At 37.2% G+C, this 26,425-nt stretch carries 30 protein-coding genes; 12 read left to right on the top strand and 18 right to left on the bottom strand.

What is annotated here, in order from left to right; genetic code table 11:
- Positions 1–24: 24 nt before the first annotated feature.
- Complete coding sequence (locus ACO052_RS10990; RefSeq protein ID WP_422103795.1) at positions 25–1,512, bottom strand: ArnT family glycosyltransferase; 1,488 nt, start codon at positions 1,510–1,512, stop codon at positions 25–27.
- Between the two features lie 65 nt (positions 1,513–1,577).
- On the opposite strand from ACO052_RS10990, the gene ACO052_RS10985 reads away from it, so the two are divergent.
- The 5 genes from ACO052_RS10985 to ACO052_RS10965 all read left to right on the top strand — a co-directional run bounded on the left by ACO052_RS10985 (position 1,578) and on the right by ACO052_RS10965 (position 8,173).
- Positions 1,578–2,153, top strand: a complete 576-nt coding sequence (locus ACO052_RS10985; RefSeq protein WP_422103794.1) for a non-canonical purine NTP diphosphatase — start codon at positions 1,578–1,580, stop codon at positions 2,151–2,153.
- Positions 2,154–2,155: 2 nt separating this feature from the next.
- Positions 2,156–2,974, top strand: coding sequence for an alpha/beta hydrolase (locus ACO052_RS10980; RefSeq protein ID WP_422103792.1), 819 nt, complete (start codon positions 2,156–2,158; stop codon positions 2,972–2,974).
- A 67-nt stretch (positions 2,975–3,041) separates the two neighbouring features.
- On the top strand, positions 3,042–4,733 hold the full coding sequence (locus ACO052_RS10975) for a serine hydrolase domain-containing protein (protein WP_422103790.1): 1,692 nt from the start codon (positions 3,042–3,044) through the stop codon (positions 4,731–4,733).
- Positions 4,734–5,019: 286 nt separating this feature from the next.
- Positions 5,020–6,069 (top strand): T9SS type A sorting domain-containing protein, encoded by a 1,050-nt coding sequence (locus tag ACO052_RS10970; protein WP_422103789.1) that lies wholly within the window; start codon positions 5,020–5,022, stop codon positions 6,067–6,069.
- Between the two features lie 319 nt (positions 6,070–6,388).
- Positions 6,389–8,173: a DEAD/DEAH box helicase gene (locus tag ACO052_RS10965; protein ID WP_422103787.1), complete on the top strand. Its 1,785-nt coding sequence runs from the start codon at positions 6,389–6,391 to the stop codon at positions 8,171–8,173.
- A 5-nt stretch (positions 8,174–8,178) separates the two neighbouring features.
- Here ACO052_RS10965 and ACO052_RS10960 read toward each other — a convergent pair whose 3' ends face one another.
- Positions 8,179–10,545, bottom strand: coding sequence for a T9SS type B sorting domain-containing protein (locus ACO052_RS10960; protein WP_422103785.1), 2,367 nt, complete (start codon positions 10,543–10,545; stop codon positions 8,179–8,181).
- A 361-nt stretch (positions 10,546–10,906) separates the two neighbouring features.
- On the opposite strand from ACO052_RS10960, the gene ACO052_RS10955 reads away from it, so the two are divergent.
- The gene (locus tag ACO052_RS10955) at positions 10,907–11,725 is read left to right on the top strand and encodes a carboxypeptidase-like regulatory domain-containing protein (protein WP_422103783.1); all 819 of its coding nucleotides are present in this window, start codon (positions 10,907–10,909) and stop codon (positions 11,723–11,725) included.
- On the opposite strand, the gene ACO052_RS10950 is transcribed toward ACO052_RS10955, so the two are convergent.
- From ACO052_RS10950 to ACO052_RS10935, 4 genes are read right to left on the bottom strand one after another with little or no spacing between them, the layout of a single operon-like run.
- Complete coding sequence (locus ACO052_RS10950; RefSeq protein ID WP_422103782.1) at positions 11,722–12,087, bottom strand: VOC family protein; 366 nt, start codon at positions 12,085–12,087, stop codon at positions 11,722–11,724. The genes ACO052_RS10955 and ACO052_RS10950 overlap by 4 nt on opposite strands.
- Positions 12,088–12,108: 21 nt before the next feature.
- Positions 12,109–12,528 carry a VOC family protein gene (locus ACO052_RS10945; RefSeq protein WP_422103781.1) on the bottom strand — a complete coding sequence of 140 codons (420 nt, stop codon included), beginning with the start codon at positions 12,526–12,528 and terminating at the stop codon, positions 12,109–12,111.
- A 17-nt stretch (positions 12,529–12,545) separates the two neighbouring features.
- Complete coding sequence (locus ACO052_RS10940; RefSeq protein WP_422108062.1) at positions 12,546–13,073, bottom strand: SRPBCC family protein; 528 nt, start codon at positions 13,071–13,073, stop codon at positions 12,546–12,548.
- 44 nt (positions 13,074–13,117) lie between these two features.
- Positions 13,118–13,774 (bottom strand): TrmH family RNA methyltransferase, encoded by a 657-nt coding sequence (locus ACO052_RS10935; protein WP_422103779.1) that lies wholly within the window; start codon positions 13,772–13,774, stop codon positions 13,118–13,120.
- Between the two features lie 133 nt (positions 13,775–13,907).
- On the opposite strand from ACO052_RS10935, the gene ACO052_RS10930 reads away from it, so the two are divergent.
- Positions 13,908–14,585 (top strand): SIR2 family NAD-dependent protein deacylase, encoded by a 678-nt coding sequence (locus tag ACO052_RS10930; RefSeq protein WP_422103778.1) that lies wholly within the window; start codon positions 13,908–13,910, stop codon positions 14,583–14,585.
- Positions 14,582–15,031: a hypothetical protein gene (locus ACO052_RS10925; RefSeq protein WP_422103777.1), complete on the top strand. Its 450-nt coding sequence runs from the start codon at positions 14,582–14,584 to the stop codon at positions 15,029–15,031. The genes ACO052_RS10930 and ACO052_RS10925 overlap by 4 nt, the downstream gene beginning before the upstream one ends.
- 212 nt (positions 15,032–15,243) lie before the next feature.
- Here the strand turns inward: ACO052_RS10925 and ACO052_RS10920 are convergent, their stop codons facing one another.
- From ACO052_RS10920 to ACO052_RS10910, 3 genes are all read right to left on the bottom strand, one after another.
- Positions 15,244–15,759, bottom strand: a complete 516-nt coding sequence (locus ACO052_RS10920) for a hypothetical protein (protein ID WP_422103775.1) — start codon at positions 15,757–15,759, stop codon at positions 15,244–15,246.
- A 96-nt stretch (positions 15,760–15,855) separates the two neighbouring features.
- Positions 15,856–16,056 (bottom strand): helix-turn-helix transcriptional regulator, encoded by a 201-nt coding sequence (locus tag ACO052_RS10915; RefSeq protein WP_422103773.1) that lies wholly within the window; start codon positions 16,054–16,056, stop codon positions 15,856–15,858.
- On the bottom strand, positions 16,056–16,505 hold the full coding sequence (locus ACO052_RS10910; RefSeq protein WP_422103772.1) for a hypothetical protein: 450 nt from the start codon (positions 16,503–16,505) through the stop codon (positions 16,056–16,058). The genes ACO052_RS10915 and ACO052_RS10910 overlap by 1 nt, the downstream gene beginning before the upstream one ends.
- Positions 16,506–16,661: 156 nt before the next feature.
- Between ACO052_RS10910 and ACO052_RS10905 the strand changes: the two genes are divergently transcribed.
- The gene (locus tag ACO052_RS10905) at positions 16,662–17,594 is read left to right on the top strand and encodes a hypothetical protein (protein ID WP_422103771.1); all 933 of its coding nucleotides are present in this window, start codon (positions 16,662–16,664) and stop codon (positions 17,592–17,594) included.
- 31 nt (positions 17,595–17,625) lie between these two features.
- Here ACO052_RS10905 and ACO052_RS10900 read toward each other — a convergent pair whose 3' ends face one another.
- The 5 genes from ACO052_RS10900 to ACO052_RS10880 all read right to left on the bottom strand — a co-directional run bounded on the left by ACO052_RS10900 (position 17,626) and on the right by ACO052_RS10880 (position 21,634).
- Positions 17,626–19,056: a sodium:solute symporter family protein gene (locus tag ACO052_RS10900; protein WP_422103770.1), complete on the bottom strand. Its 1,431-nt coding sequence runs from the start codon at positions 19,054–19,056 to the stop codon at positions 17,626–17,628.
- Between the two features lie 6 nt (positions 19,057–19,062).
- Positions 19,063–19,290: a hypothetical protein gene (locus ACO052_RS10895; protein WP_422103769.1), complete on the bottom strand. Its 228-nt coding sequence runs from the start codon at positions 19,288–19,290 to the stop codon at positions 19,063–19,065.
- The gene (locus ACO052_RS10890) at positions 19,283–19,702 is read right to left on the bottom strand and encodes a cupin domain-containing protein (protein WP_422103768.1); all 420 of its coding nucleotides are present in this window, start codon (positions 19,700–19,702) and stop codon (positions 19,283–19,285) included. The genes ACO052_RS10895 and ACO052_RS10890 overlap by 8 nt, the downstream gene beginning before the upstream one ends.
- A 131-nt stretch (positions 19,703–19,833) precedes the next feature.
- Positions 19,834–21,072: a glycosyltransferase gene (locus tag ACO052_RS10885; RefSeq protein ID WP_422103766.1), complete on the bottom strand. Its 1,239-nt coding sequence runs from the start codon at positions 21,070–21,072 to the stop codon at positions 19,834–19,836.
- Positions 21,073–21,154: 82 nt separating this feature from the next.
- On the bottom strand, positions 21,155–21,634 hold the full coding sequence (locus ACO052_RS10880; protein WP_422103764.1) for a heme-binding domain-containing protein: 480 nt from the start codon (positions 21,632–21,634) through the stop codon (positions 21,155–21,157).
- A gap of 177 nt (positions 21,635–21,811) precedes the next feature.
- On the opposite strand from ACO052_RS10880, the gene ACO052_RS10875 reads away from it, so the two are divergent.
- The 3 genes from ACO052_RS10875 (at position 21,812) to ACO052_RS10865 (ending at position 24,116) form a co-directional block, all read left to right on the top strand.
- Positions 21,812–22,384 (top strand): adenylosuccinate lyase, encoded by a 573-nt coding sequence (locus ACO052_RS10875; RefSeq protein WP_422103761.1) that lies wholly within the window; start codon positions 21,812–21,814, stop codon positions 22,382–22,384.
- Between the two features lie 164 nt (positions 22,385–22,548).
- On the top strand, positions 22,549–23,892 hold the full coding sequence (gene purB, locus ACO052_RS10870; protein ID WP_422103760.1) for an adenylosuccinate lyase: 1,344 nt from the start codon (positions 22,549–22,551) through the stop codon (positions 23,890–23,892).
- Positions 23,889–24,116 carry a hypothetical protein gene (locus tag ACO052_RS10865; protein WP_422103759.1) on the top strand — a complete coding sequence of 76 codons (228 nt, stop codon included), beginning with the start codon at positions 23,889–23,891 and terminating at the stop codon, positions 24,114–24,116. The genes purB and ACO052_RS10865 overlap by 4 nt, the downstream gene beginning before the upstream one ends.
- A 19-nt stretch (positions 24,117–24,135) precedes the next feature.
- Here the strand turns inward: ACO052_RS10865 and ACO052_RS10860 are convergent, their stop codons facing one another.
- From ACO052_RS10860 to ACO052_RS10845, 4 genes are read right to left on the bottom strand one after another with little or no spacing between them, the layout of a single operon-like run.
- Entirely contained in the window at positions 24,136–24,675 is a 540-nt protein-coding gene (locus ACO052_RS10860) for a DUF4252 domain-containing protein (RefSeq protein WP_422103758.1), read from the bottom strand.
- 10 nt (positions 24,676–24,685) lie between these two features.
- The gene (locus ACO052_RS10855) at positions 24,686–25,258 is read right to left on the bottom strand and encodes a DUF4252 domain-containing protein (RefSeq protein WP_422103756.1); all 573 of its coding nucleotides are present in this window, start codon (positions 25,256–25,258) and stop codon (positions 24,686–24,688) included.
- A 24-nt stretch (positions 25,259–25,282) separates the two neighbouring features.
- Positions 25,283–25,768 (bottom strand): hypothetical protein, encoded by a 486-nt coding sequence (locus tag ACO052_RS10850; protein WP_422103755.1) that lies wholly within the window; start codon positions 25,766–25,768, stop codon positions 25,283–25,285.
- Complete coding sequence (locus ACO052_RS10845; RefSeq protein ID WP_422103753.1) at positions 25,755–26,264, bottom strand: RNA polymerase sigma factor; 510 nt, start codon at positions 26,262–26,264, stop codon at positions 25,755–25,757. Before ACO052_RS10845 ends, ACO052_RS10850 begins: the two co-directional genes overlap by 14 nt.
- Positions 26,265–26,425: the final 161 nt, after the last annotated feature.

Here is a 26,425-nt window from a genome sequence, read left to right as displayed (position 1 = left end):
TCTTAAATCTTGAACTGGACTTGTCTAATCAAAAATATAAGGCTCGTAAGCTTTCCACCAGGTCTCGATATCTACTTTTGGTTGTCTACAGATATACAGTGGAATGTTATGCTCCTCATCTATGGCATATTTGTGAGTAATCATCTTTACCTGTTCGATATCTTCAAATACATGTTCTACCGAGGGCCTTTCATTACCTAAGCTAATCCAAACGGAAGCCTCCTTGTTGCCAAATCCCCAAGACCAAAAACTGCCATGGCGACAGATTGGATTAGGTAAATCATATGGCTTACCAAGTATTTTTAGGGCTCCTGCTTCACCATAATTCTCTGCCCAAAGCATGCAATTCTGTCGCTCTTCATCACCTAAGGATCGATAAACACTATCGACCAGTGCCACTTGTTCTTCCCAACCAAACATATCGGCATAATCGCCCGTTAGTTCATAGCGCCCGTCAACTTCTTCCAAGCCTTTGTATTTCACAAATTGCTCAATAGGCAGCATGGGAGTCGCTTCTGGAATAAAATAGACCATGGGTAAAAGAACGAAGCCAGCAACGGCATAAACCAAATTCAAACGCTTCACCAACAACTGTTCTACAAAAACAGCACCAGCCGAAAACAGTACAGGATATAAGGCAAAAATGTAATAGGTCTTGGCCCCTGCTAACCACATGGTAAAAAATATCACCAAACAAGCGATTCCTAAAACCTTGAAGGCCCTTAATCTCTTGCTAAAAAACAATCCCATAAACCCAAACAAAAACATGAGGAATATTGGAGCCATTTCCACCTGGTCCAAAATAAATTTCAACGGACCTATAGCATCGAGTTGACCTTCATGAAGTCGCTTCATATGTCGTACAAGTGGAAAGTCGTGATTAAACTGCCAAATTATATTTGGTAAAAACATTAGTAAGGCCACAATACTAGACATATAGAGCCACTTGTTTCTGTATAAACTTCCTTTTTTATAGAATAACAATCCAATACATATACCAAAGGCCCAAACCAGCATGGTGTATTTGTTAAGCAAACCAAATCCTAATGTTATACCGGTTAAGATGAGGAACCTTTTGTTTTTGGAATTGATAAACTTGATTAAAAAGTAAAGCCCTAGTGTCCAGAATAACTGATCGAAAGCCACGGGTTGAAATAAGGTCTGATTTCTGTAAAAGGGCACAAAAGCCAGTATGCAAATTCCCGCTAAAAGTACAGCCCTGAATTTTCCTCCTAGCTCTTTAGTCATAAAACAGCAAAGCACCAAAATAGTGACTCCTGCAAGGGTTGGAAATAGCCTCACTCCCAATAAATCATAATCGAAAAACCAATAGGACAACTTGCCTACAAAAGCAATGAACGGAGGAAACTCCATAAATCCCCAATCCAAATGTTCACTGACCGAAAGATGTAATAATTCATCGCGATGGAAACCATAGTTGCGATTACCTAACCACTGGATGATTAATTTTACGAGAGCAAGAACAAAAATAAGGGGCAAATACTTTTTCATGATTTGATGGATTCGTGATAAAATTAGTGAATATGTACTTATATTTGAACGTAAACTTTGAGTCTATGCAACTGGTCTTCGCTACTAATAACCCGAACAAAATAAAAGAAGTACAAGCCCTTGTACCACAGCATATACAGCTGTTGGGCTTGAAGGATATTGATTGTACCGAGGAGATCCCAGAAACGACGGGTACCATTGAAGGCAACGCCAAACAAAAAGCCAATTACATTAAAGCACATTATGGGTACGATTGTTTTGCGGACGATACCGGTTTGGAAGTAGAAGTCTTAGATGGACGTCCTGGTGTGGACACGGCCCATTATGCAGGTCCGCAGCGTAATGCGGATGACAATATGGACAAACTACTGTCTGAATTAGAGGATGCGAGCTCACGCAAAGCACAGTTTAAAACGGTGATTGCTTTGTATCTCCATGGAGAATTCAAAACCTTTACAGGCATTTGTAAAGGAGACATCACTACAGAAAAACAAGGTAATGATGGTTTTGGTTATGATCCCATTTTTAAGGCCGAAGGTTACAATCAGACCTTTGCCGAGATCTCATTAGAAGAAAAAAATAGAATTGGGCATCGCGGAAAGGCTGTACAGTCTTTGATAGATTATTTAAACAATCTTTAAATATGAAAAACCTTCTAACAGTACTTATCTTTTTTGGTCTTTTAAAGTTAGACGCCCAAAATGATTTAAAAATACTTGAAACCAACCCATTAAGTATAGGAGAATCCATAAGATTCCATTCTAATAGCCTAAATGAAGATCGCCGTATCAATGTTTATTTACCGCATAGGTATGCTTCCGATTCTACCAAGACCTATCCCGTTATTTATTTGTTAGACGGGTCAATCGATGAGGACTTTATTCATATCGCTGGATTGGTACAATTTGGTTCTTTTTCTTGGATAAATATGCTTCCAGAATCTATTGTTGTTGGTATTTCTAATGTTGATAGAAGGCGTGATTTCACCTATCCTACAAGCATAGCGCAAGATAAAAAAGACTTCCCGACCTCTGGAAAATCTGAAAATTTTATTAGTTATATCGAAAACGATCTCATCCCATTTATCAATTCAAAATACCGCGTACAAGAAACACGGACCATTATAGGTCAGTCCTTAGGTGGTTTGCTGGCTACAGAAGTATTATTTAAAAAGCCCGATGTCTTTGACAATTATATCATCGTTAGCCCTAGTCTTTGGTGGGATAACCAGTCTTTATTGCAATTAAAACCCAAATCATACACTTCAAAAAAGAAAATTTATGTCGCGGTAGGTAAGGAAGGTGAGATTATGGAACGTGACGCAAAATCGCTCTATGATGCATTAAAAACCAATGCCAAAGAAAACACAGAAGTTCATTTTAAGTTCTTGGAGGAGCAAGATCATGGTGACGCCCTGCACCTAGCCGTTTATGCTGCTTTTGAGGCGTTGTTCAAAAAATAAAATTGCAACTATTTTTATTATACGCTATTTATTTGGTTTTTGGTAATTTAGTAGCAAATACTATACCATGACATCCATTAAAAAACTAAGCACAAATGGGCTTTTGCTTGTCTTATTCCTCTCTGTACAGATTGTAAAGGCCCAAGAGAAAGCTACTTCTGAAATTGAAACGAAAATTGATAACATCTTTAGCAATTATGATGACATCAATAAACCAGGTGCGGCCGTTGCCGTAGTAAGCAAAGGTGATATTATCTTTAAAAAAGGCTATGGTAGTGCCCAACTCGAATACAATATTCCTGTTACACCGTCAACCGTTTTTCATATTGCTTCGGTATCCAAACAGTTTACTGTTTATGCTATTTTATTATTAGAACAACAGGGCAAATTGTCTTTTGATGACGATATTCGTAAACACATTCCCGAAGTCCCAGATTTTGGTACGACAATTACCCTAAGACATTTGGCAGCCCATACCAGTGGCATGCGCGATCAATGGAGTTTACTCAATCTTGCAGGTTGGAGATGGGATGATGTCATTACCAAAGAACATATTATGAAACTTGTGGCCAAACAGAAAGATTTAAATTTCCAGCCAGGTGAAGAATATACCTATTCTAACACAGGGTTTACGTTATTAGCCGAAGTGGTCGCTCGAATATCCGGTAAATCATTTGCTGAGTTCACTCAAGAGCACATTTTTGGGCCTTTAAAAATGAACCAAACACTTTTTTATGACGATCATCAGAAGGTGGTAAAAAACAGAGCCTACTCCTATTATTCACAGGATGGAACTTATAAAAAAAGCGTCCTGAATTATGCCAATGTAGGCGCCACAAGTCTGTTTACTACGGTTGAAGATCTAGCCTTATGGTCCATGCACCTTAATAAACCAAACGAAGACATTGCTGATATTGTTTCAAAAATGAATACGCTTGCAAAATTAAATAATGGTTCGGAATTTGGTGGCGCTTATGGCCAGTTTGTTAATGAATACAAAGGCTTAAAGCAGATTCAACATGGTGGAGCTGATGCGGGTTACCGAAGCTATCTAGGGCGCTTCCCCGATCAGGACTTTGCAGTAATGGTATTTAGCAATTTAGCCGCGTCCAATCCAACCAATCTGGCATTACAGGTGGCGGACCTGTTTTTAGAAGATGATTTACAGGAAGAGGATGTACCAGATTCAGAAGACAAAGCACCCGATAATTTTATAAAACTCAACAACGCAGAATTAAAACGTTATGAAGGTAATTATTGGAACGAAGCCGGTAGTTATGCCCGTAGAATCTACGTAAAAAACGATACGCTGATGTACAACAGAGGTGGCACAAACGAGAGTAAACTGGCACCTGTAGCTGAAAACAAATACAAAATGTTGAATGTTGGTGTGGATTTGTATGTAGAGTTCAAAAAAAATGAGGATGACACTACGATGATTGTAGTCATCAACGATGATGCACCGATTGTTTCAGAAGCATTTACCCCACCAAATTATAATACTAACAGTCTCAAAGAATTTGCTGGGACGTATCATAGCGATGAATTAAGTTCTTCTTATACGCTAATCATTAAGGATAATAAAATCATTGGGACCCATCCCAGAGCCAGTGACTTTGAACTCACGACAGCGAAAAGCGATGTCTTTACTGCTGGAGGCAATATCATTAAATTTCTACGTAATGCGGATAATAGCATTAAAGGTCTTACAGTCTCGACTGGTCGCGTGAGGAATCTTGTATTTGATAAAGTGGATTAAGTAAACAGCTGTTAAAAACTCATTACTAATTCATTTCCTAATTCATTGACTTTAAGTTCGTAAAAACCTAAATTCGCCGTGTATTGAACTGTCATACATAGCTTGCCTGTGTTGAACGTATGCTTGTTGTTGAAGCTTTAGCGTAAGCACAGTCGAAACATTAAATGTTGTCTCAGTATCAATCAATAAATTCAACCTGTACTGAGCTCGGCCAAAGTATTAAAACTGAACTTATCTTAGCGTTAGTAAACATTAAACTAAGTATAAACAATTTAATTAAGAACAAATGAAACCAATTTACATTTTACTTTCAATGATAATTCTGATCATTAGTGAAAATATTATTTATGCACAAACAGATGTTGTGACAGGATTAAATGGACCTACAGGATTGGTTCTAAATGGAAATGACCTTTATATTGCCGAAAGCAGTGGAGGTAAAATTTCAAAAATTGATATTACAGACTCAACACCAACAGCCGTCGATGTTGTAACAGGATTAAGTGGGCCTAATGGGTTGGTTCTAAATGGAAATGACCTTTACATTGCTGAGCTATTTGGAGATAAAATTTCAAAAATTAATATTACAGACTCAACACCAATAGCTATAGATGTTGTAACAGGAATATTTGGACCTCTTGATTTAGTCCTAAATGGAAATGACCTTTATATCTCTGAATTCTTTGGTAATAAAATTTTAAAAATTGATGTTACAGACCCTACACCAATAGCCGTGAATGTTATAACAGGATTAAATGGACCCTCCGGATTGGCTTTAAATGGAAATGACCTTTATATTGCCGAGCTCGATGGGAATAAAATTTCAAAAATCGACATTACAGACCCTACGCCAATAGCTGTTGAAGTAATTACAGTAGATGATGTTCGTACATTAACTTTCAACGAAAATGACCTTTATTTTGCTGATCTTGAATTAGATAAAATTTCAAGAATTGATATTACAGATATTTCACCTACAGTTGTTGATGTAGTAATGGGATTAAATAACCCTAATAAAATAATACTAAATGGAAATGATCTTTATATTGCTGAATTTAGCGATAATTTAGTTTCCAAATTTGATATAGGTGCACTTTCGGTAGACACCTATTTACCTAATAAAGCTATAAAATTGTATCCAAATCCAGCATCTAACTTTATCCAAATACAAAATTTAACCTCAAAAGAATCCTATAAAATATATGATATATTAGGGGCAGAAATTAAAGACGGAAGTATTTCTAATAGTGAGCTAATTGGCATTAGAAACTTTACTAATGGGTTATATTTCTTGAAATTTGATAATGGAATTACAATTAAATTTATAAAAGAATAAAAATAACGTTTGCTAACGTAGTATATGAAAAATAGTGCTATAATCGCTTAAACTAAAGAAAATGAATATATTAAAGGCCTTCGTAAAACTTAAAAGTTTGTGCTTAAAATCTGCTACTTTTCATATAAGAGACAGATAAGCACTAACAAAATCCAACAATCCAAATAAAAGCCTATCTTTGCGCCTTTATTGAGCGAAAGGTCCTAAAAGGTTTAGGACAAGTGTTATAGGAAGTTTAGGTTAGTAAGGCTAAGAGGCCGAAGTTATGTCGAGACACTTCTAAAATAACACGGCATAACACATAAACTAACAGTACAAAATGAGTACATTCCAAGAACTCGGTCTTAACCAAGATCTACTCCATGCTATTACCGATTTAGGATTTACTACACCTAGTGAAGTCCAACAAAAAGCCATTCCCGTTTTACTAGAGGAAGAACGCGATCTGGTCGCCTTAGCACAAACGGGCACTGGTAAAACAGCTGCCTTTGGCTTTCCAATGCTTCAGAAAATTGACATTAATAGCAGAACGACACAAGGGTTGATCCTATCGCCTACGCGTGAACTTTGTCTGCAAATCACCAACGAATTAAACCTTTATGGCAAATACTGCAAGGGCTTGCATGTCGTAGCGATTTATGGCGGCGCCAGTGTTACCGAACAAGCCAAACAGATCAAAAAAGGCGCGCAAATCGTCGTCGCCACTCCGGGTCGTATGAAGGATATGATCCGTAGAAAATTGGTTGATATTTCAAAAATTCAATACAGTGTGTTGGATGAGGCCGATGAGATGCTCAATATGGGCTTTTATGAGGATATTACAGATATCCTTTCGCATACCCCCATGGATAAAAGTACCTGGTTGTTTTCTGCAACCATGCCAAGAGAAGTCGCTTCTATTGCCAAAAAGTTTATGTACGATCCTATTGAAATTACGGTCGGTAACAAAAACGAAAGTACCAATCAAGTCTCCCACGAATATTACTTGGTCAATGGCCGCGATCGTTACCTCGCACTGAAGCGCTTAGCAGATGCCAATCCTGATATTTTCTCAGTCGTGTTTTGTAGAACCAAGCGGGATACCCAACGTGTGGCCGAAAAACTAATCGAAGATGGCTACAATGCTGGAGCTTTACATGGAGATTTAAGCCAGAATCAACGTGATCTGGTCATGAAATCCTTTAGAAATAAGCAAATTCAGATGTTGGTCGCTACCGATGTGGCTGCCCGTGGTATAGATGTGGATGATATTACGCACGTGATTAACTACCAACTCCCCGATGAGATTGAAACCTATACACACCGCTCTGGTCGCACGGGACGCGCCGGTAAAACAGGTGTATCTATGGTGATTGTTGCCAAAAGCGAAGTACGAAAAATCAAAAGCATCGAACGCATCATCAAAAAGCAGTTTGAACAAAAAGATATTCCCTCTGGAATGGAAATTTGTGAAGTGCAACTAATGAGTTTGGCCAATAAAATTCACAATACCGAAGTGAATCACGAGATTGATCGCTACCTTGACAGCATTAATACCTTATTTGAAGATACAGACAAGGACGAACTGATTAAGAAATTCTTTTCGGTAGAGTTTACCAGATTCTATAACTATTACAAAGATGCAAAGGACTTAAGGGTCTCTGCCTCTAGCGATAGCGATTCTAAAGAGCGGTCGGCTGATGATGTACGTTATTTCATTAACATTGGACGCAAGGATGGCTATGACTGGATGTCGCTCAAAGATTTCTTAAAAGCCGTTTTGGAATTAGGTCGCGATGATGTCTTTAAAGTCGATGTCAAAGACAGTTTCTCCTTCTTTAATACAGAAAAAGCTTTGCAGGACAAGGTCTTAAGCTTCTTTACCGATTTTAAATATAATGGTCGTTTTGTCAATGTAGAACTCACCGAAAATAGAGGTCGCAGTGGTGGCGGTCGACGTGACAGAGGTCGCGGTGGAAAGCGAAAAGGTAACGACAGACCAAGAGGAGAACGGCGTTCACGAAGACGTAGCGATTCAGAAAGACCTGAAGGCAGACGTTCGGACAGATCTAAAAAGAGTAGACGTTCGGCCTCGGATAGACCACGTCGTTCAAGGAGAAGATAGATACACTATCGTCTTAAACTAAAATGACCTGTATACATCTGGTTCTTGGACGGTCTTTTAATGACAAACCAATAATCTGAGGATGGCATTTTAGTACCGTTAAATGTGCCATCCCAACCGATTGAATTAGCGTTTATTTGTTTAAGCAGCTTTCCATATCTATCAAAAATGAGTACTTCCAGATCGGGTTCGGTATTAGAAAATTTTATATGCCAATAGTCATTATTGTCATCCCCATTAGGAGTAAAAAACTTAGGGTAGTGCAATACGTACACCACTTCGGTTACAATACCACAGTTGTTTTTATCTCTCACATATACTGTATAATCGCCAGATGGCACATTGTTAAATATATTTGAATCTTGGTAGTTAGAGTTATCTAAGGAAAACTCATAATCTCCAATGCCCTCTACAACAACAGTTATAGTATTATCATTCGCTGTCCAATCATTAATTTCTATCGTGGTTATAATAGCCTCACTAGATTCAATAACTGTAAATGCTTTAGTCCCTGTACATATAATCTGTTGTTGTTGGGATGTTTGATATATATTTTGAATCTCAACAGTATAAGTTCCTGGAGATGTAACCGTTATTGATTCTGTGGTTTCACCGTTAGACCACATATAAGCGTCAAATTCAAGACCAGCACTTAAAGTAGCAGGTTGGTCCGTACATAAGTAAATTGTTTCTTCACTAAAATCCGGTGTATACAGTACGTTTAAATCAAAAGACGTCATATCAAAACAATCGGCGTTTGAAATATTTTGAACTCTTGCATAAATGGTTTGAGGATTAGAGATGTTTTCATAAAGCGACTCTAGTGGGGCCAAATTATTTAAAGCGTCACTTTCCGTAAGATGATAAGTAATGCTTATTTCTGGAGATGTTGGATGTATGAAGTCATTTTGTGAACTTAAATCAAATGGTTCGACACCATCATTGCTCATATCATCACAAATAGACATATCATCTGGTGTATTGGCTATGGGAAACTCGTAAATCGTTATAAAACTTGAAACGTTGATTGTTTCACCCGGAGCACTTATTTCTGCTGTGATGTTATAAGTCCCTGGATTTTCAAAATGGTGAATGGGATTAATATCTGTTGATGTAAAACCATCGCCAAAATCCCAAATGACCGAGTTTATGTCGCTATTGGTGTTTAGGGCAAAATTGGTAGCCTGCCCGAGGCAACCACCTTGTGATAAAATTGAAAAATTAAAAAACGATGTTATAAAAGGTGGTAATCCAGCCCCAGATAGTCCACCACCCAAATCGATAGCGTCGGCTATGTAATTCGCAGCAAAACCAATCTCATCTGGATGTTCAATGACATCCAAAAAATGTTCTTGAGATTTGGCAATATATATCTTACCATCCGTTGCCAGCTGAAGAGCCGCAAGAATCGTATTTGAACTATTGTCGTCATAAAGTGTCGTTACCGAATTGATCATATCACTAGCATTAGCAAGACTCAAATCAAACTGGAATAAACGGCTGGTGACAAATCCGAATAAAAATTTCTGATCAGTAACATATAAAAGTTGACTGTCCGGTGAAAACTCTATTCCATAAGCACCAGAAGCAGGTCCTTGAGAAAAGAAACCATCATCTATTAAAATGGGGTTAGAAACCTCGCCTGTTGCATTATTAAAATCAAATATTTCAACAACACTATTACCAGTCCAGGCGGCATATGCCAAACGATTGGCATCGGGGGAAATCTTCATATAGCCTTTAGAATCCAATCCATTAGTTCCATGAACCTGACCAACAGCAGATATAACAGGAGTACTTGAAACACCCGATGCACTTATGCGATATGATAAGAAGTTATCATTGTTCCAGTCGTGCACAACTACCCAATAATCTATACCGTTAGCATGCTTCACGGCCGTAATTTTTTCTGTAACCGAAGCGCTTAATTCAATATTCTTTTGATTAGTAATATCGCCATTACCGTTATTCAAGTTCATGTTTACTTCTGAATACCTTACGCCATTTGGTCCTGCCAAATCATCAACAGTAAAAATATAATACAAGGATTCACTACCTGGTTTAGGTACTATAATTGCTGATTGTGTACTCGAAGCATCTCCGGTAAGTCCTGTGCCGTTAGGCATAACATTATGTTGCTTATCCCATACGTTAACACCATCGGTATAAAAAAGTAATTCGCCATTAGGCTCTGAAATAGTGGCACAACCTTCATCAGTTGCCAATTGGCCGTCAATTAAAGCAATTGGCGTACTTGCATTAAAATTAAGACCAGCATTTGTACCAAAATACCAATTTGATGCTTCTGCTTGGGCTATAATTTTTAAATGACATAATACCGTAAATAGTATTAAAAACGCTTTTTCCTTCAATTTTTTTCTTTTTCAGATAACAAGATAATCATAATTATACAATACAACGATCCTCTTTTGGCTGTCAGGTCTTAAAGTTTAAGGGGAAACAGCCGTATAATCTGTATCAATCTTTATCATATTGTATCTAGTCGTAAGCATGTATGAGCACCAATTAGAAAAATCATGTGACCATGTTTTATAGTTCAAGAGAAAAGTACAACTACACAAAAGTGTTGGCGATGTGCAAATGGTAGCCTTAATTGATAGCACTATAATAAACGAACGAAAGCTCGATAATCCTGTTAATATTTAGTCAAATCGATGAATTGCCGACCTTAAATCCGTTTTGTTTACTACCTTTACATTGTAATTAATACGAATGCGATATTTATTAGCAATATTTTTATGTCTTTCTACAGTATACGGCTATAGTCAAGACAGTACAGCCACCAAAATGCCAGAAACCGTAAAAGGAACCATTACGAGTTCTACGACCAAAGGCCCTTTGAGTGAGGTCAATATTGTTAATATTAATCAAGTGGTGGGTACGGCAACAGGCGATGATGGTACGTTCGAGATAAAAGCTAAAGCCAATGATACCTTACACTTGTCCTATATAGGTTACAAATCTATTAAAGTTAGGGTCACCAATGACTGGTTGAAGTTTGGCAATACGGAAATTGTCATGACCGAATTGGCATTGGCCTTAGAAGAAGTGACGGTGAAATCCTTAGAGCTTACGGGTTATTTAGAGGTGGATATGATGCAAGTCCCTATTCGTAACAACAATCAATATAGAATTTCTGGCTTATATGGAAGAGCTTACGAAGGTGGAAAAACCAATATTGCCACCAAAGTATTAGGGGCCATATTTAATCCTGCAGACTTCCTCTACAAGATGTTTGGCAAAAAGCCTAACGAAATGCAAAAGCTTAAGAAGATTAAGGAGGATGATGAAATCCGAAATCAGCTCGCTAAACGATTTGACCGGGAAATGCTTATGGTTTTGCTTCAGGTTACCAAATACGACCTAGACGAAATCGTTAATCAGTGTAATTACTCCAAAGACTTCATCAATACGGCCAATGATCTTCAAATATTGGATGCCATTAGTGAATGCTATGAAGAATACAAAGTGATTCAACGCAGTAAAGACCGCAAAAAGAAGAAAAACAAGAAAGACAAAGCCCAACCCTAGGCATTAGAGTGTAAGGCCACCCGATTACCTTCTGTGTCTATAAATACGCCCATATAGCCATGCTCATCTGAGATTTTGGTTTTGCCTTGGTAAATCTTTCCTCCCGCAGCCTCTACTCTATCGAGTTCATTCTGAACGTCCTCACTGGTAAAGTATACCAAAGTCCCATCCTGACAAGGCACATAAGATTCTTGCTTTATGAGCGTTCCCGTAGCACCACGATCACCCTCTTGATGTGGAAACCATCCCATTTTCAATCCACCAAAATCGACCTCTTTTACTTCAACTTTAAATACTGCTTCGTAAAATGCTTTGGCACGGGTCATGCTATTAACAGGTATTTCAAACCAACCTACCGTCATCTATTTATAAATTTATATGAGTTATACATTTTTACTTTCATCTGGTGAACTTACCATCCATTGTACACCGAACTTGTCAGTACCACTTCCAAATTTGCCGCCCCAGAATACCTCTTCAAATGGCATGGCTATTTTACCACCTTCCATTAATCCTGCGAAAATGGCATAGCCTTGTTCCTCATCATCAGCGGCAACGCTAACATGAAAATTGTTCCCTTTGCTCAGCGGCATAAAGTAATCATCAGAAGCCTTTAACTCACAGCCATTACCAAAGGTCATGGTCACATGCATGATCTTATTCTCAATCTCTGGTTTGCTGTACTCTGGTGGACCATCTTTATAGCGCATCACCATCATATAGTCGCCATCAAAAATATCTTTATAGAAGGCCATAGCCTCCTCGCAATTGCCGTCAAAAGAAAGGTAAACATCACATTTCATAATTCATTGATTTTACGTTATCGGGATTCCAAAATTTGTTTTAAGTCGTTCAAGCCTTCTTCAAAATCTTTCCCTACCGTTTTATCCATGTTGAAAAATAGAAAGAAGATATTTGAAGGTGGCTTATTCACTCCCGAAAAACCCCAAACCACCTCTGTAGAATTAGCATCGAGCTCGCGCGTGGTTAAATAGGCATCGGATTGGGATTTCCATGGTTTATAGAACCTTAATTGGCTATTTATGGATTTGTTTTCGGTAATAGAAACAATTTCCTGCTCTCCGGTACCGACGTCTTTGTTGCCCTCCCATTTGGCGATAAAACCGACCTCACCATCTGTGCCAACATGCTCTTGCTTCATGTTGGGATCTTTCCTTTTCCAAGGCGACCACTCATCGTGATTCTTAATATACTTTAAGTAGTTAAAAACCTCTGCTATTGGCTTATCAATGGTAATACTTCTGCTTACATTGTAAGATTTTGGTGCCACCAATGCCAGAAGTACGATTATGGCAATGATGGCGAGGACGATGTAAAGTGCTATCATCATAATTTCTTGATTTTTTAGTTAGTATTTAAAGTTACAAAAAATTAGCGTTGGGATTGATAACGTTCTACAATAGCATCATAATTTTTTATAGTTTTCTTTATCCAGTCGAATCGTTTTTCGATGAATTCTTCTTCGGTTAATCGCCAGTTAATGTTTGACTTCCGGAGTTTTGAAGTGACATGCTGAAGAATAATGGCCGCAGAAACCGATATATTGAGACTTTCGGTAAATCCAAACATGGGAATCTTTAAAAAGCAATCGGCTTTATCCAAGACCTGTTGTGATAGACCTTCGGTTTCTCTTCCAAAGAAAAAACAGGACTTTGCCGAAATATCAAAATCGATTAAATCACAGTCATCGGCATGTGGACTCGTCGCAACAATCTGATAGCCTTTGGATCTTAAATCGGCTATGCATGACTTGGTAGTATGATAACGATTTAAGTCCACCCACTTTTGTGCTCCCATGGCTATTTCTCGATCGATGCGTTTTGAATTTACTTCTTCTACAATATTGACCTCTTGAATACCAAAAACATCACAAGAACGTATAACGGCGCTTGTGTTGTGCAACTGATAGACATCTTCGGTGGCCACCGTAAAATGCTTCGTACGCTGGGCCAATACCTTCTTAAAGCGATTTCTGCGATTTTCGGTGAGATAGGATTCTAAATACTCAAGTAGTTTTAAATCTGGCATATACCAAAAATAAGGAATGTTATTCAGTGCGCAGCTAAGAATCCCGAGACACTTTTAGCAAACAGATGCTTCGGTCATCCCGAAAGCTTTCGGGATTCCTTCCTAATGATACAAAATTGACTATTTTTAACCTATGAAGCATATTGTAGTATTAACCGGCGCCGGCATGAGTGCCGAAAGTGGTGTTAAGACCTTTAGGGACCATGATGGTTTATGGGAAGGTCATGATGTGATGCAGGTGGCATCACCTGAAGGGTTTCGGCAAAATCCCGAATTGGTTTTAGAGTTTTACAATCAAAGACGTAGACAACTTAAAGAGGTCGAACCCAATCAGGCACATAAGGACATTGCCGCTTTAGAGCAAAACTACAAAGTCACCGTTGTCACTCAAAACGTAGATAACCTTCATGAAAGAGCCGGTAGTAGTGACGTGGTACATTTGCACGGCGAACTCACAAAAGTACGTAGTACGGGTAATCCAACAGGTATTAAGACTTGGACCGAAGATATTAACCTGGGGGATACCTGTGAAAAAGGTTATCAGCTAAGGCCTCATATTGTATGGTTTGGTGAGGACGTTCCTATGATGGAAATAGCTATAAAAATATGCTACGCGGCAGATATCTTGTTAATAATTGGTACGAGTATGCAAGTTTATCCTGCGGCTAGTCTTATTCACTATGTGCAACCAGATACATGTATTTACTATATAGATCCTAAGCCTGCTGTTGTTCGCAATTCTAATATTAATGTGATTGCAAAACCTGCGACTGAAGGTATGAGGGAGTTACTTAAAATCTTAAAACTATGAATTCATCTATAAGATTGGGGTTAATCTGCTTTGGCTTGCTTATTATAAATTGCACAGATAAAAAGAAAAATAAGGTTATTAGTAAAGATACAACCCACTATTGCATCAATACTGTTCTCAAACATGATGATTCTTTGGGTGCCATTAGAAATCATGCATGTAAACGTATATCTTTAGCCTCTACCATTGAACAGTATGTCAATGCCTTAAACCGTTTAGATTTTAATGCTTGTCCAGAAAATTTTCATACCGCCTTTAAAAATCATGCCAAGGCATGGACCAAAATGGGAGAATTCACAACCCAATATTCCAATTTGAGAGGAGAAATGCATGATCTTTTTGATAGTATAGAAACAACCAAGGATAGTTTAACCTTTAAGCCTTTATTGAAAGCCATTTGGAATACTTGGGCGGATGTTGAGGCTTCTAAAATCAACAATTTTTAGCTTGACAATCATACTCGCGATTATCAAAGGTATTAGAGAAAGGTTATCAAAAAGCTTAAAAGTATTTTAAATACTATCAGAATAAGACCAATCATCTTCGCTCAATTTAAAAAAATCACTTACGGGCTTGTTAAGACTTCCGATAATTCTAAAGCCAAAACCGCTACGGCAGGGATGCAGGAGCTGCTAGATATTTTGAAATAGAATTTAGTTTATTGCTTTGTAAAAATAATAGTGAAATCTTCATCCATTATCACGACATCGTCATTTACAGCATCATAGAATTCAACTTCAAAGCCATTTTCGACCGTTAACGTTATGGTATTACCAGAAATTGTTCCGACCAAATCATCATCGTTAAAATCATTAACAACGGTTATAGTATTTCCATTTTGTGTCCAAGTTGACGTTAACCCAAATCCATTTTGACATTCCACATCGTGCAGGTTGTTGTTATCAATAAAAATATAGGCGAGATCAACATCAATAGTGACGTCGCCGTCATCAAAGAATTGGATGCTATTACCATTATAACAAGACGTTTCTTGAAACATATCTCGTGAGGCATTACCATCACCATTAAAATCAAACGATGATTCTATTAGCAATGATGTTACCAGCCATTGGCCTTCTGGAGTTAAAGTAACATTACCGTCATCATCTGATGAACAAGATGCAATTATAAGACATAGAACCAGGACGACAAAGGATTGAATTTTAGCTTTCATAATAGTGTAGATTTTTTGTTATACACTATCACATCGAAATACTACATAAAAGTCATCAAAAAAGTAAGAAGCATCATAAATAGTATGATCAATACATCAATCATCAGTACTTAGTTTAAAAAAATCATTTACAGGTTTGTTGAACACTTTCGATAATTTTAAAGCCAAAACCGTTGAAGGCACATAACGATTGGCTTCAATAGAGTTAATGGTTTGTCGGGACACTCCAATTTTTTTGGCCAAATCATCTTGGGTTAGACTCAAAATGGCACGTTCCACTTTAATTGTATTTTCCATTATCTGTAACGTTTTAGAACGTGATAGCACATTAATTGTACTAGGAGCATAAACAGTAATACTTGAAAATCCCCAAGATTTTTAAAGGTTTCATTATCAGCATTCAATACACTAGATACCCCAAACTCTACATATGGCATGATTAAGGCATAAATCACACCAGTAATAAAAGCCCAAGCATAAGATTGCATGCGTAACTGAATAGTCATCTCATCTTCTTCCCGATCTTTGGTGATGGACATCACGAGCATTCCTATTAATAAGGATTTTTGCAATGTATCTCTGATAACTAAAGATTCCTCACCAAACAAGGTCTCCCTAAATACCATTAAAAGTATTGTTGCCACACAGATAATAATACCTATGGTCATAAACCGACGTGGCAACCTAAAGTTGATCAATTTTAGCAGAGCGCGTTGCTCTTTTTGCATATACGTTTCCGTTTTCATAATTGACAAATATATTTTATATTAAGTAAAATTATTTTTACTATATGACAAATATACTTTACATTTTTGAATTGTACAAATAATTATTAAAAACGGTACACGTATAATTTATCGCCTCACATTACGTTTAGAAACTACCAATAATTTATGTCTTAAATGAAGTATTTCGATTTCAAAACAGTTTTGATTGTCATTGCCATATGCTTAATATCCTGCAATGATAATGGGAATAACGAAATCAATTTAAAGAACAGTACAACAGTCATTTCTAAACATTCTAAAAGATATTTGGATACTCCCAAAAGATTAAGAGCGATAATAGATAGTATTGCTAAAATAAATATTGTTGAATATGAATCCGTAGGCATAGGCGGTTGGGAAGGCGCTAATTATCGAAACTTCAAAAAATTAAAAGCCAAAGCAAACATTGAAGAATTAGTGACTTTAACCCAAAATGAAAATGCAGTTGTTGCTTGTTACGCTGGCTGGGCTTTAGCCGATCGTTCATACCCCAATTTAAAATTAATATTTAGGAATTTTCTGGATGACAACCAAATGGTAGAAACGTTTAGTGGTTGCATAATGTCTGGGGGGCATATGGCGAGTGAGCTATACCATAGATACTGGAATAGCACAAGCTTTGAAGATCGCTCTGAAAATAAAATACTACAAGAGCTCGATAGCATGATTTTATACCAACCCAAACCTTATTGGCTATTAGCATTACGAGCCCTTGATAACAGAGTTTATGAGGAGCCTTATAAATCGAGAATCGCTGAACTTGCATTTGACAAATCCAACAGAGAAGCACTCTTTTATCTAAACAACTTTCACAAAGCCGAATATTATAAAAAAATTGAAACGGCGTTACTTCAATATTTAAGAAATACTAATTTTAAAAACACTGGGACATCAGATTATTTTAAAACGATTGAAGAGTTATTGCGATTTAATAATCCTGATATTAATAATGAAATCGTTGAAAAAATGAAAAAAGATAAACATTGGCATCACGACCCTGAAAAATTTAGGTCAATCCTAGACCATTATGGCATCTACTATTTTAGTTGGTCTCCAATGCAAAACTAGCCTTACACGTCTTCGTTATTCATTACCTTAACTATTTCGATTTTTTAGAAAAGCTATAGGCTACCATAATATTTAAAACAAACCCTATAAGGCCTACATGGATATTACCGATAGTCTTGACTCCTATTAAAAAGGCTCCTGTAGCGAATAAAAAGCCGACTGCAAGGCCTAAAAACATGCCTTTTGAGTTGATGGTCTTTGAGTGAACACCCAACAAAAATAAAGGTGCGACCTGAACTAATATTTGCATTTTCAATTCAATTAGACCCCATAAGGTTATCTTAGGATGAAGCGCCACGAGCACCATAATGAACATGATGACCCATGAACATAGTTTCCCTAATTTGGTCAACTTTTCACTAGAGGCACTCTTGTATTTTGATTTGCCAAATATATCCTTGGCAATGATTGAAGACAAAGAGAGTAATACAGAATCAGCCGTGGACATAATAGCTGCAATAAGCGCTACAACGACCATAATCATTAATCCAAAATTGAATACGGATAAACTACCCCAATAATGCAGCATCTCGGGGAGTACGGTATCCTTGGACACACCTTCAGAGTCAATAAAATGCGGTATACTTATAACACCTAAAAGAAACAGGATCAATACGGTTACTAAGGGCATTATAATCATTGCGCCTAGTGAGTTTCTTAGCGTTTTGACAGACTTGGCGGCATAAATACGCTGAATCACCTGGGGATAAACAGCACCACCCAATCCGATCATAAGCAATAAACTCGCCCAATAGATGCGAAAACTAACATCGGGTACAGCGATTTTTTTAGGCTCATTTTCAATAAGCCATATACTAATCTTTGCCAATTCATCCGTACTTGGCATCACCATTATAAATAAACCTATTAAGCCAATAAATAGCATAATACCTTGAATCACATCGGTCCACGCTACAGCGCGCATGCCCCCTAAAGTCTCATAAACAATCACCACAAACGCAAGCGACACAACCCCTACCCAATATGGTATTTGACCATCGGTAACCCCATTAACGATATGCCCCATGGCCATCAATTGCGACAATAAGAAATTAATAGAAACTAAAACGAGTATACCATTGGCAAGTAGCGTCAGCTTAGGAGACTTAAATCTATAATCAAACCAATCGCCTGGAGTAATAAAACTCTGTTTCTTCGATATGTTATACAATTGTGGTGCGAACGTAAGATAAAAAACGACCACAGCCGTCATGTATCCCAAAATCAATATCATGCCCATACCTTTATTGACCACTTCGGCAGGAGTTACAAGCATCGTATTGGCACTGTATTGCGTAGCATAAAGTGTAAATAACAACACAAAAGCCCCCATATTACCGCCAGCGAGATAAAAATCTTTTAATGTATTGGATTTACGTTGTTTATTGGCGATTAAGCCAAGTGCCAATAAAAGAATTAGATACGCCCCTATACTCAATATGATTACCCCTGTTGTACCCATGCAATTTTAATCTTTCCAATAGGTTCTAATGGTCCAAATCGTAAACCCTGCCATCATTACGATAGCACAAATATTGGCAACTAGCCAAAGGGGCAAACCCAACACCAAGCGCATGGCTATAGCTTCTGATAAATACCATGGAATTGATAATGCAAATAATATGGCATATATCAGCCATACCCAATAGGGAAAGACCTTTTCAGAAGTGTGTCTATTTTTTGGATGTTTATTCATCTGAAAGCACGGTAATAGCGTCGTGTTCGGTTCCTGCATAAAACACTATAATTTCTGCAGGTTTATGACTTTCATTGTAGCCATAGTGTATTTTATTAACCAACTCGACAATAACATCACCTTCTTTTAAAGTCAAAACATTATTATCGGCATCTATGACCTTCAACTCACCTTTTAATAAAACACCAGTATTGATAACGGGATGGTAGTGCTTGTGCAATTTCGTTTTTGGTGGAATAGTAATTTTTAGCACAGTAATTTTTGGCTGCCCTTCTGGATATTTTGGCAATGTATCGCCGTTCCAACTTTCTGTTGTTTCCGCCAATTTAACCACTTGTATACCCGCATTTTTAGAACTGCCACATGAAGCTAACATCAGCATCATGCCCATAACAGCGATAAGTTTTTTCATGTTATAAAAATTGTGACCCAATGCATTCAATTAAGCATTGTCCTAATTTTAAATAAACTATATTCTAATTGTTGAGTGATAGGTTTAGAGGCTAAATTAAATCCTAGCAATGCAAAACTAAGCTTTTAAGATTATTTATTGCTATTCTTCTCCTCTATCCACTTACTTAAATACTTGGTACTTTGTAAAGTCTGATGCTGCAACATATTGCCAATAAAGTTACTTTGTCGATGCGCTTTTAGGTTTCCGCTTAGTGTTGCAACTTTATCTGCGAACTGGTTTTCAAAACTCGTCGTATTGAATCTTTCTTTTAAGATTTTAAAGCCATACTCCTGCTTGTCTTTCCAAACTGCAGGATTGGTGTAAAGTTGAACGGCCTTTTGGGCAAAGGCTTCAGGATCATCTTCTACCACACCATTGGGTTCTAAATTTCCAAACATCCCTTCCGCCGCAATGGTAGACATGACACAGGGTGTACCATTTTGCATGGCATCAACGAGTTTGCCTTTCAGTCCTGCTCCAAATCGCAATGGTGCCAGGCATAGTTTTGCTTTTTGCATCACCTCATGGGCATCGTCAGCGAATCCTTTGATTAAAAAGCCTTCTTTTTCCTTATGCAATTGAACGGCCTTTTGGGATTGGTAAGCCCCATAAATATGTAATTCCGTTGTTGGAAGTTGTTGACGAATTAATGGCCAAATTTTTTGTTTCAAATACAACACCGCATCATAATTTGGTGGATGTAAAAAATTACCAATCGTTATAAAGTGTTTGCGTACTTCAAAGCTTGGTAATTGATTGACATGATCATTAGAGGTGCACTCCAGCAGAAATGGCAAATAATAAAGTAGGCTTTCAGGCATCTTAAACTGCCGCGTCAAAATATCCATTTCAGCCTCAGAAATAATCAAACTCAAATCACAGCGATAGATACTCGCTATTTCACGTTTTGAGGTATCATTTTGTAAATGATCCTTAGATACCTCAATGCCTTCCTTTTGGGCCAATGCCCTCGCCTTTCGCAAACCGTGAAAATCTTCAGTGTCTAAAATCCGTAAAGCTTCGGGGCATTGCTCAGCGACGCGCCAACCAAATTGTTCTTCGGTCATAAATCGATCGAACACTACTATACTCGGATTTAGATTTGAGATAAAATCATCAAACGAGCTATCATTTAAAAAAATGTCTTTGGTGAGAACTCCAATTTGTGATAAATCGAAGGTATTGTTAGATGTATTCGCTGTTGAAGCGAATGTCACGATGTAGCCTTGATTTTGAAATTGTGCTATTAACTGCAGCATTCGACTTCCTGCTGCAGAACTTTTGGGCTCTGGCCAAACGAATCCTATAATAAGTAAGCTTTTTTCCATAACGGATAAAATCCCAAGAACCAAATAACAAATTCCAAGTCATTATTTTGGAATTTGCTTTTTGAATTTTGAATAATTTACACTATTCAGGCTCTTTGACAAAAGCGTATTTTATACGCGCTGTCTTTACCCAAGTTTCTATAGCTTCAATTTGTTCATCTGTCAATTTAGCATCACCATGCGTCCATGTGTAACTCGGTAATGGCATATGTCGTTCCTCTACCTCTTCTGCCAATTCCTCTAGTTTGTGATCTTTTTTCTTATCCGAATAATCATTCCATTTAGAGACGTTAAAATCTCCTTTACCATGTCGTATATGGTCAGCCAACCAATAATTTACCGGTGTGATGCTGTTATACCAAGGATAACGTGTATGGTCGCTATGGCAATCAAAACAAGCTGTTTTTAAAATTAGTTTTACATCTTCTGGTGGATTGGTATCTTCTAGAAATGCGCCGACAGAAGCGATATCTCCCTCATTTTTTTCCGGTCCGAAAAATTGAGCAATAATGAAAACGATCAATAGGGCGAGTCCAAGCTTTTTAAGCAGTTTTTTTATCATGACTTTTTGATTAATTTAGGACTTAAATTTACATCAGTTTGAGCGATTTTCGAAAGAAAATTGTATGAAGCAAGTAAATTTAACATGAATAAATTCTCAATGGCTCAATGTAGCGCCAATAGAAGTATTTTTTACTCACTTTAAGTGATAAAAAACGCTCGAATAGACATTTAAATTTTGACAAAAGACCAACTTTACAACGAGTTAAATTATGTAAATCATTCGCGGGAAAAGCGATTATACTATGCCAATCTTGTTATAGACCATCCTGAACTGGTTCAACCTCTCCTTGAAATTCTATTTGACGTGGATGATAAAATTTCTTGTCGCGCTGCTTGGGTATTCGAATTTATGTGTGGAGAACGACTCGAAGCTATAATTCCACATCTCGATATGTTTACCCAACATGTATCAAAGGTACATTTAGATCCCGCTGTTCGACCTGTGGCTAAGGTTTGCGAATATCTTATTAAAGCCTATTATTCTAAGAAGGACCATAAGATTAAAGCCGCGCTTACGGAAACACACAGAGAAAAAATTGTAGAAGCTTGTTTCGATTGGATGATTAATGACGAGAAAATTGCGCCTAAGGCCTATTCGATGAATTCCTTATATCTATTAGGAACGGAATACCATTGGATTCATCCTGAACTCGCCATGATTTTGGAACGCGATTTTCAGATGCAAAGCTCTGGTTTTAAAGCTAGGGCCAAACACATTCTAAAAAAAATAAAAAATAGTGATGAGTGAAAATAACTGAATTTAGTACTATTTTCTACAAAGTGTTATAATGAACAAAAGCTATTCTTCTTTTTTTACTCATAACTTTTAACTTTTAACTCATAACTTTTAACTTATAACTTATAACTCTTAACTTACTTTGCTATCTTTGATGCTTCAAAATTCTTGAGCAAATGGCACTTTCGGCACTTAGCGCAATTTCACCAATAGATGGTAGATACCGATCTAAAGTTGAGGCTTTAGGCAATTATTTTTCTGAAGAAGCACTGATCAAATATCGTGTTTTAGTAGAAATTGAATATTTTATAGCACTTTGTGAATTACCATTACCGCAATTAACATCCGTTTCTCATCCCGTCTTTGAAGACTTAAGAGCAATTTACAAGAATTTCACACCGGCTGATGCTTCAGCCATTAAAGCCATTGAAAAGGTCACCAATCACGACGTAAAAGCAGTTGAATACTTCATAAAGGAACAGTTTGATGCTTTAGGTCTATCGGATTATAAAGAGTTTATTCACTTTGGACTGACCTCACAAGACATTAATAACACTGCAATTCCTCTGAGTATTAAGGATGCCATGAACGCTGTTTATGTCCCTGAATATTTAACATTACTCAATAAGATCGAGACCTTATCAGAAGAATGGCAAGCCATCCCCATGTTGGCCCGAACCCATGGTCAGCCGGCATCACCTACAAGACTCGGTAAGGAAATTGCCGTTTTTGCCGCAAGACTTAAAGAACAGTTTAATTTATTGAACGATATTCCTAGTGCCGCTAAATTTGGAGGTGCTACCGGGAACTTTAATGCGCATAAGGTGGCTTACCCCAATATAGATTGGAAAGCTTTTGGAACAGATTTCGTACAAGAAAAATTAGGCTTGCAACATTCGTTTCCAACCACTCAAATTGAGCATTACGACCATATGGCCGCACTATTTGATGGCTTAAAACGCATAAATACCATTATCATCGATTTAAATAGGGATATATGGACTTATGTATCGATGGATTATTTTAAACAAAAAATTAAAAAAGGGGAAGTCGGCAGTTCTGCCATGCCTCATAAAGTCAACCCGATTGATTTTGAAAACAGTGAAGGTAACTTAGGGATGGCTAATGCTATTTTTGAGCATTTAGCTGCAAAATTACCTATTTCTAGATTACAGCGTGATTTAACGGACAGTACCGTTTTACGAAATGTTGGAGTCCCTTTTAGCCATACCATCATTGGTTTTAAATCGACCTTAAAAGGTTTAGACAAACTGTTATTAAACAGTACTAAATTTGAAAAAGACTTGGAAGAAAACTGGGCGGTGGTCGCAGAAGCTATTCAAACCATACTAAGACGCGAGGCTTATCCTAATCCATACGAAGCTTTAAAAGGCCTTACGAGAACCAACGAAACCATCACCAAAATGTCCATTTCAGATTTTATTGATACCTTAGAGGTCTCAGATGCCATCAAATCTGAGTTAAAGGCTATTTCACCAAGCAACTATACTGGTATATGAAGCAATTCCCTGTCAATAAAAATTCTTTAGCACTGACCGTCGTAAGCATTCTTGGTATCGGTTTTTTTATCGCCGGACTATTGCATATTTTAGATTACTTTATTGTAAAAGTCCTGTTGTTTGGGAGTTTTGGGGTTTTAGTCATTATAGCCTTTTGGTATGCCTTTAAAAATGATGGCAAAAAAAATCGTCCTGAAGAACAACTTCAAGACGATTTACAGTAACATTTAAATAATTGTCAGTTTATTTAAAAAATTCCGTAAGCCCGTTTAGGTTAGAATCATCAAATGATGCATTTTCCAAAACAGACCTTAAAGAATAAATTTTTCCCGCATTCATATTATTGCCTAACAAACGTGCTACGACAAATCCTTTATCTTCGGCGCTTCCAAAAAGTATAACCTCATCAACATTATCCACTTCACCTATATAGTTTACACTAAATTTTCCATCCATCGTATTACCCCTGATAAGTTCTTCATATTTGGGGTCTTTTAATATCTTATTGACTTTCTCAATTTCAGCACTGATGCCTTCTAAAGAATCCGTAGGTGTATAGACTAAAATATTGAGTTTATCTACAGATTTATAAGCTTCGCGTTGCTCATCCGTCATTTCAACTTGGTCAACATTAATTAAGCTCGTAGGAGCATCTATTTGGGAATACCCAGGCTTTAACTCATGATCCACGAAGTAGGTTTGTAAAGTGGGGCCTTGGTTGCAACTCATAAAGGTTGCAACCAAGACGCCAATTACTGCTATTTTTTTGATTGATTGTATCATTGAAGTACTCTTAGTTTTTCTTCTTGTCACCAGCTTTTTTCAACTGATCACCACCAGGAATGTCCATTTGATTTGTGATCTTAGACACTTGTCGTAAATCTATATCGCCGGTAAGCGTTAACAATACGGTTTCGAATTCGCGCTTTTTCCCATTAATCTCAATATCACCATCCATCATTTCTTTTAATCCGCTTACAAGCATTAATAGTTCTTTTACATGGTTTTCATCTTTGCCCTCCTTAACATAAAACTTTACGGTTTGGTCACCATCTTTAATACGCATTAGTTCTTCCAATTCTGAGGATTTAAGATACTTACTTACCGTTGCTTTCATCTCAGCTGATATTTTTTCATCGCCAGTTGTAAAAACTTTAAGGCCAGTAATCTTTTTTACCATGTCCATATACTGTTGCGCTTCTGGGTCATCCATATCAATATCGATACTGGCGATCATACTGAACATTTTTGAATTAACGATAACCGAAGCCACTTCTGGCATATCTTCGAATTTATCAAAGATGCTTTGAGCCCCTGATACCATTGGTGCGACGATAAGTGCGATTATTACAATTAATTTCTTCATGATTCTCTAATTTTTGTGTGTTTGTTACTTGTTTTTAAAAATTCTGTTTGTTGTTTTTGAAAATTCACTTAATCGACTAGCTTCTTCTATACCTTGATTTAAATTATCAGAGACCATAGCCAGAGAATTAAGTTGTTGCTTGCCTTTATTCATTCCTAGAGAGACCAAATTGAAAGCTTCCAAGGTTTGCTCATAAGCTATCTGTGCTTGTCTCTTTTCTTCTTCGGTAGGACCAAAGAATTGCGGAATGGCAATTCCGAGCATTAGAACGGCAACGGCTGCGACAGAAATCCATTGATACAATTTTGTTCTCTTAGGTTTTAATGGAACGTCTTTGGTGTACTGTTCTTGTTGTGCTAACGAAAAGTACTGAAACAAAGGCTTATAATGCTCTAAATGTGGCGCTACATCATCACTTTCAAAATAGGCTCTTAACTGTGCTTCTTCTTTAAGCGATGTCTCTGCGTTGTTGTACTTCTCAATTAGTTTTTCTATACTATTTAATACCATAACGATGTGTATTAGTCAATTTCTCTCTTATTGTTTTTCGTGCTCTGGATAAGTTGACACGTATAGCTGTCTCATTCATGTCTAACATTTTAGCGATTTCGGCATAATCGTATTGTTCTATATCTCTTAATTGCACTATTATTTTTTGTTGCTCGGGCAAATCTTCCATAATTCGAGACACCCAGTCCATACTATCTCTAGCTTCTACCTGTTTCTGTAATGACGCGTTGTTGTCCGTGTAATTACTGTGAACAATCTTAAGATTTTGCGCTTGTTTAGATTTTAATCGGTCTAAACAAAAATTCTTGGTCATTGTCATAGAAAAGGCTTCTACATTTTTATAGTTGCTAATCTTCTCTTTATTATTCCATAATTTCAATAGTATCTCTTGGGTAGCATCTTCGGCCTCTTCTCGCGATACCAATAAACGCTTGGCTAAACGAAATACTTTATCCTTAAATGGCATTACTAAGCTTACAAAATCTGCCTGCTTCATTACTAATTTGATTGGTGGTCCCTTCGACACTTCGTCCGCACTTTGCTCAGATATGCTCAGGGTTAAAAAAACGGTTTTTAGTCGCTTTCATAGTTACGACGATACACCTTACATTTTGTTACAAAGTTTTTTTATTTATAATAATGTAAGTAAATTTAGAG

Origin of the sequence: Winogradskyella sp., from assembly GCF_965228925.1 — a bacterium.
Lineage (GTDB): Bacteria > Bacteroidota > Bacteroidia > Flavobacteriales > Flavobacteriaceae > Winogradskyella.
This window is presented reverse-complemented; position numbering and strand designations above follow the sequence as displayed.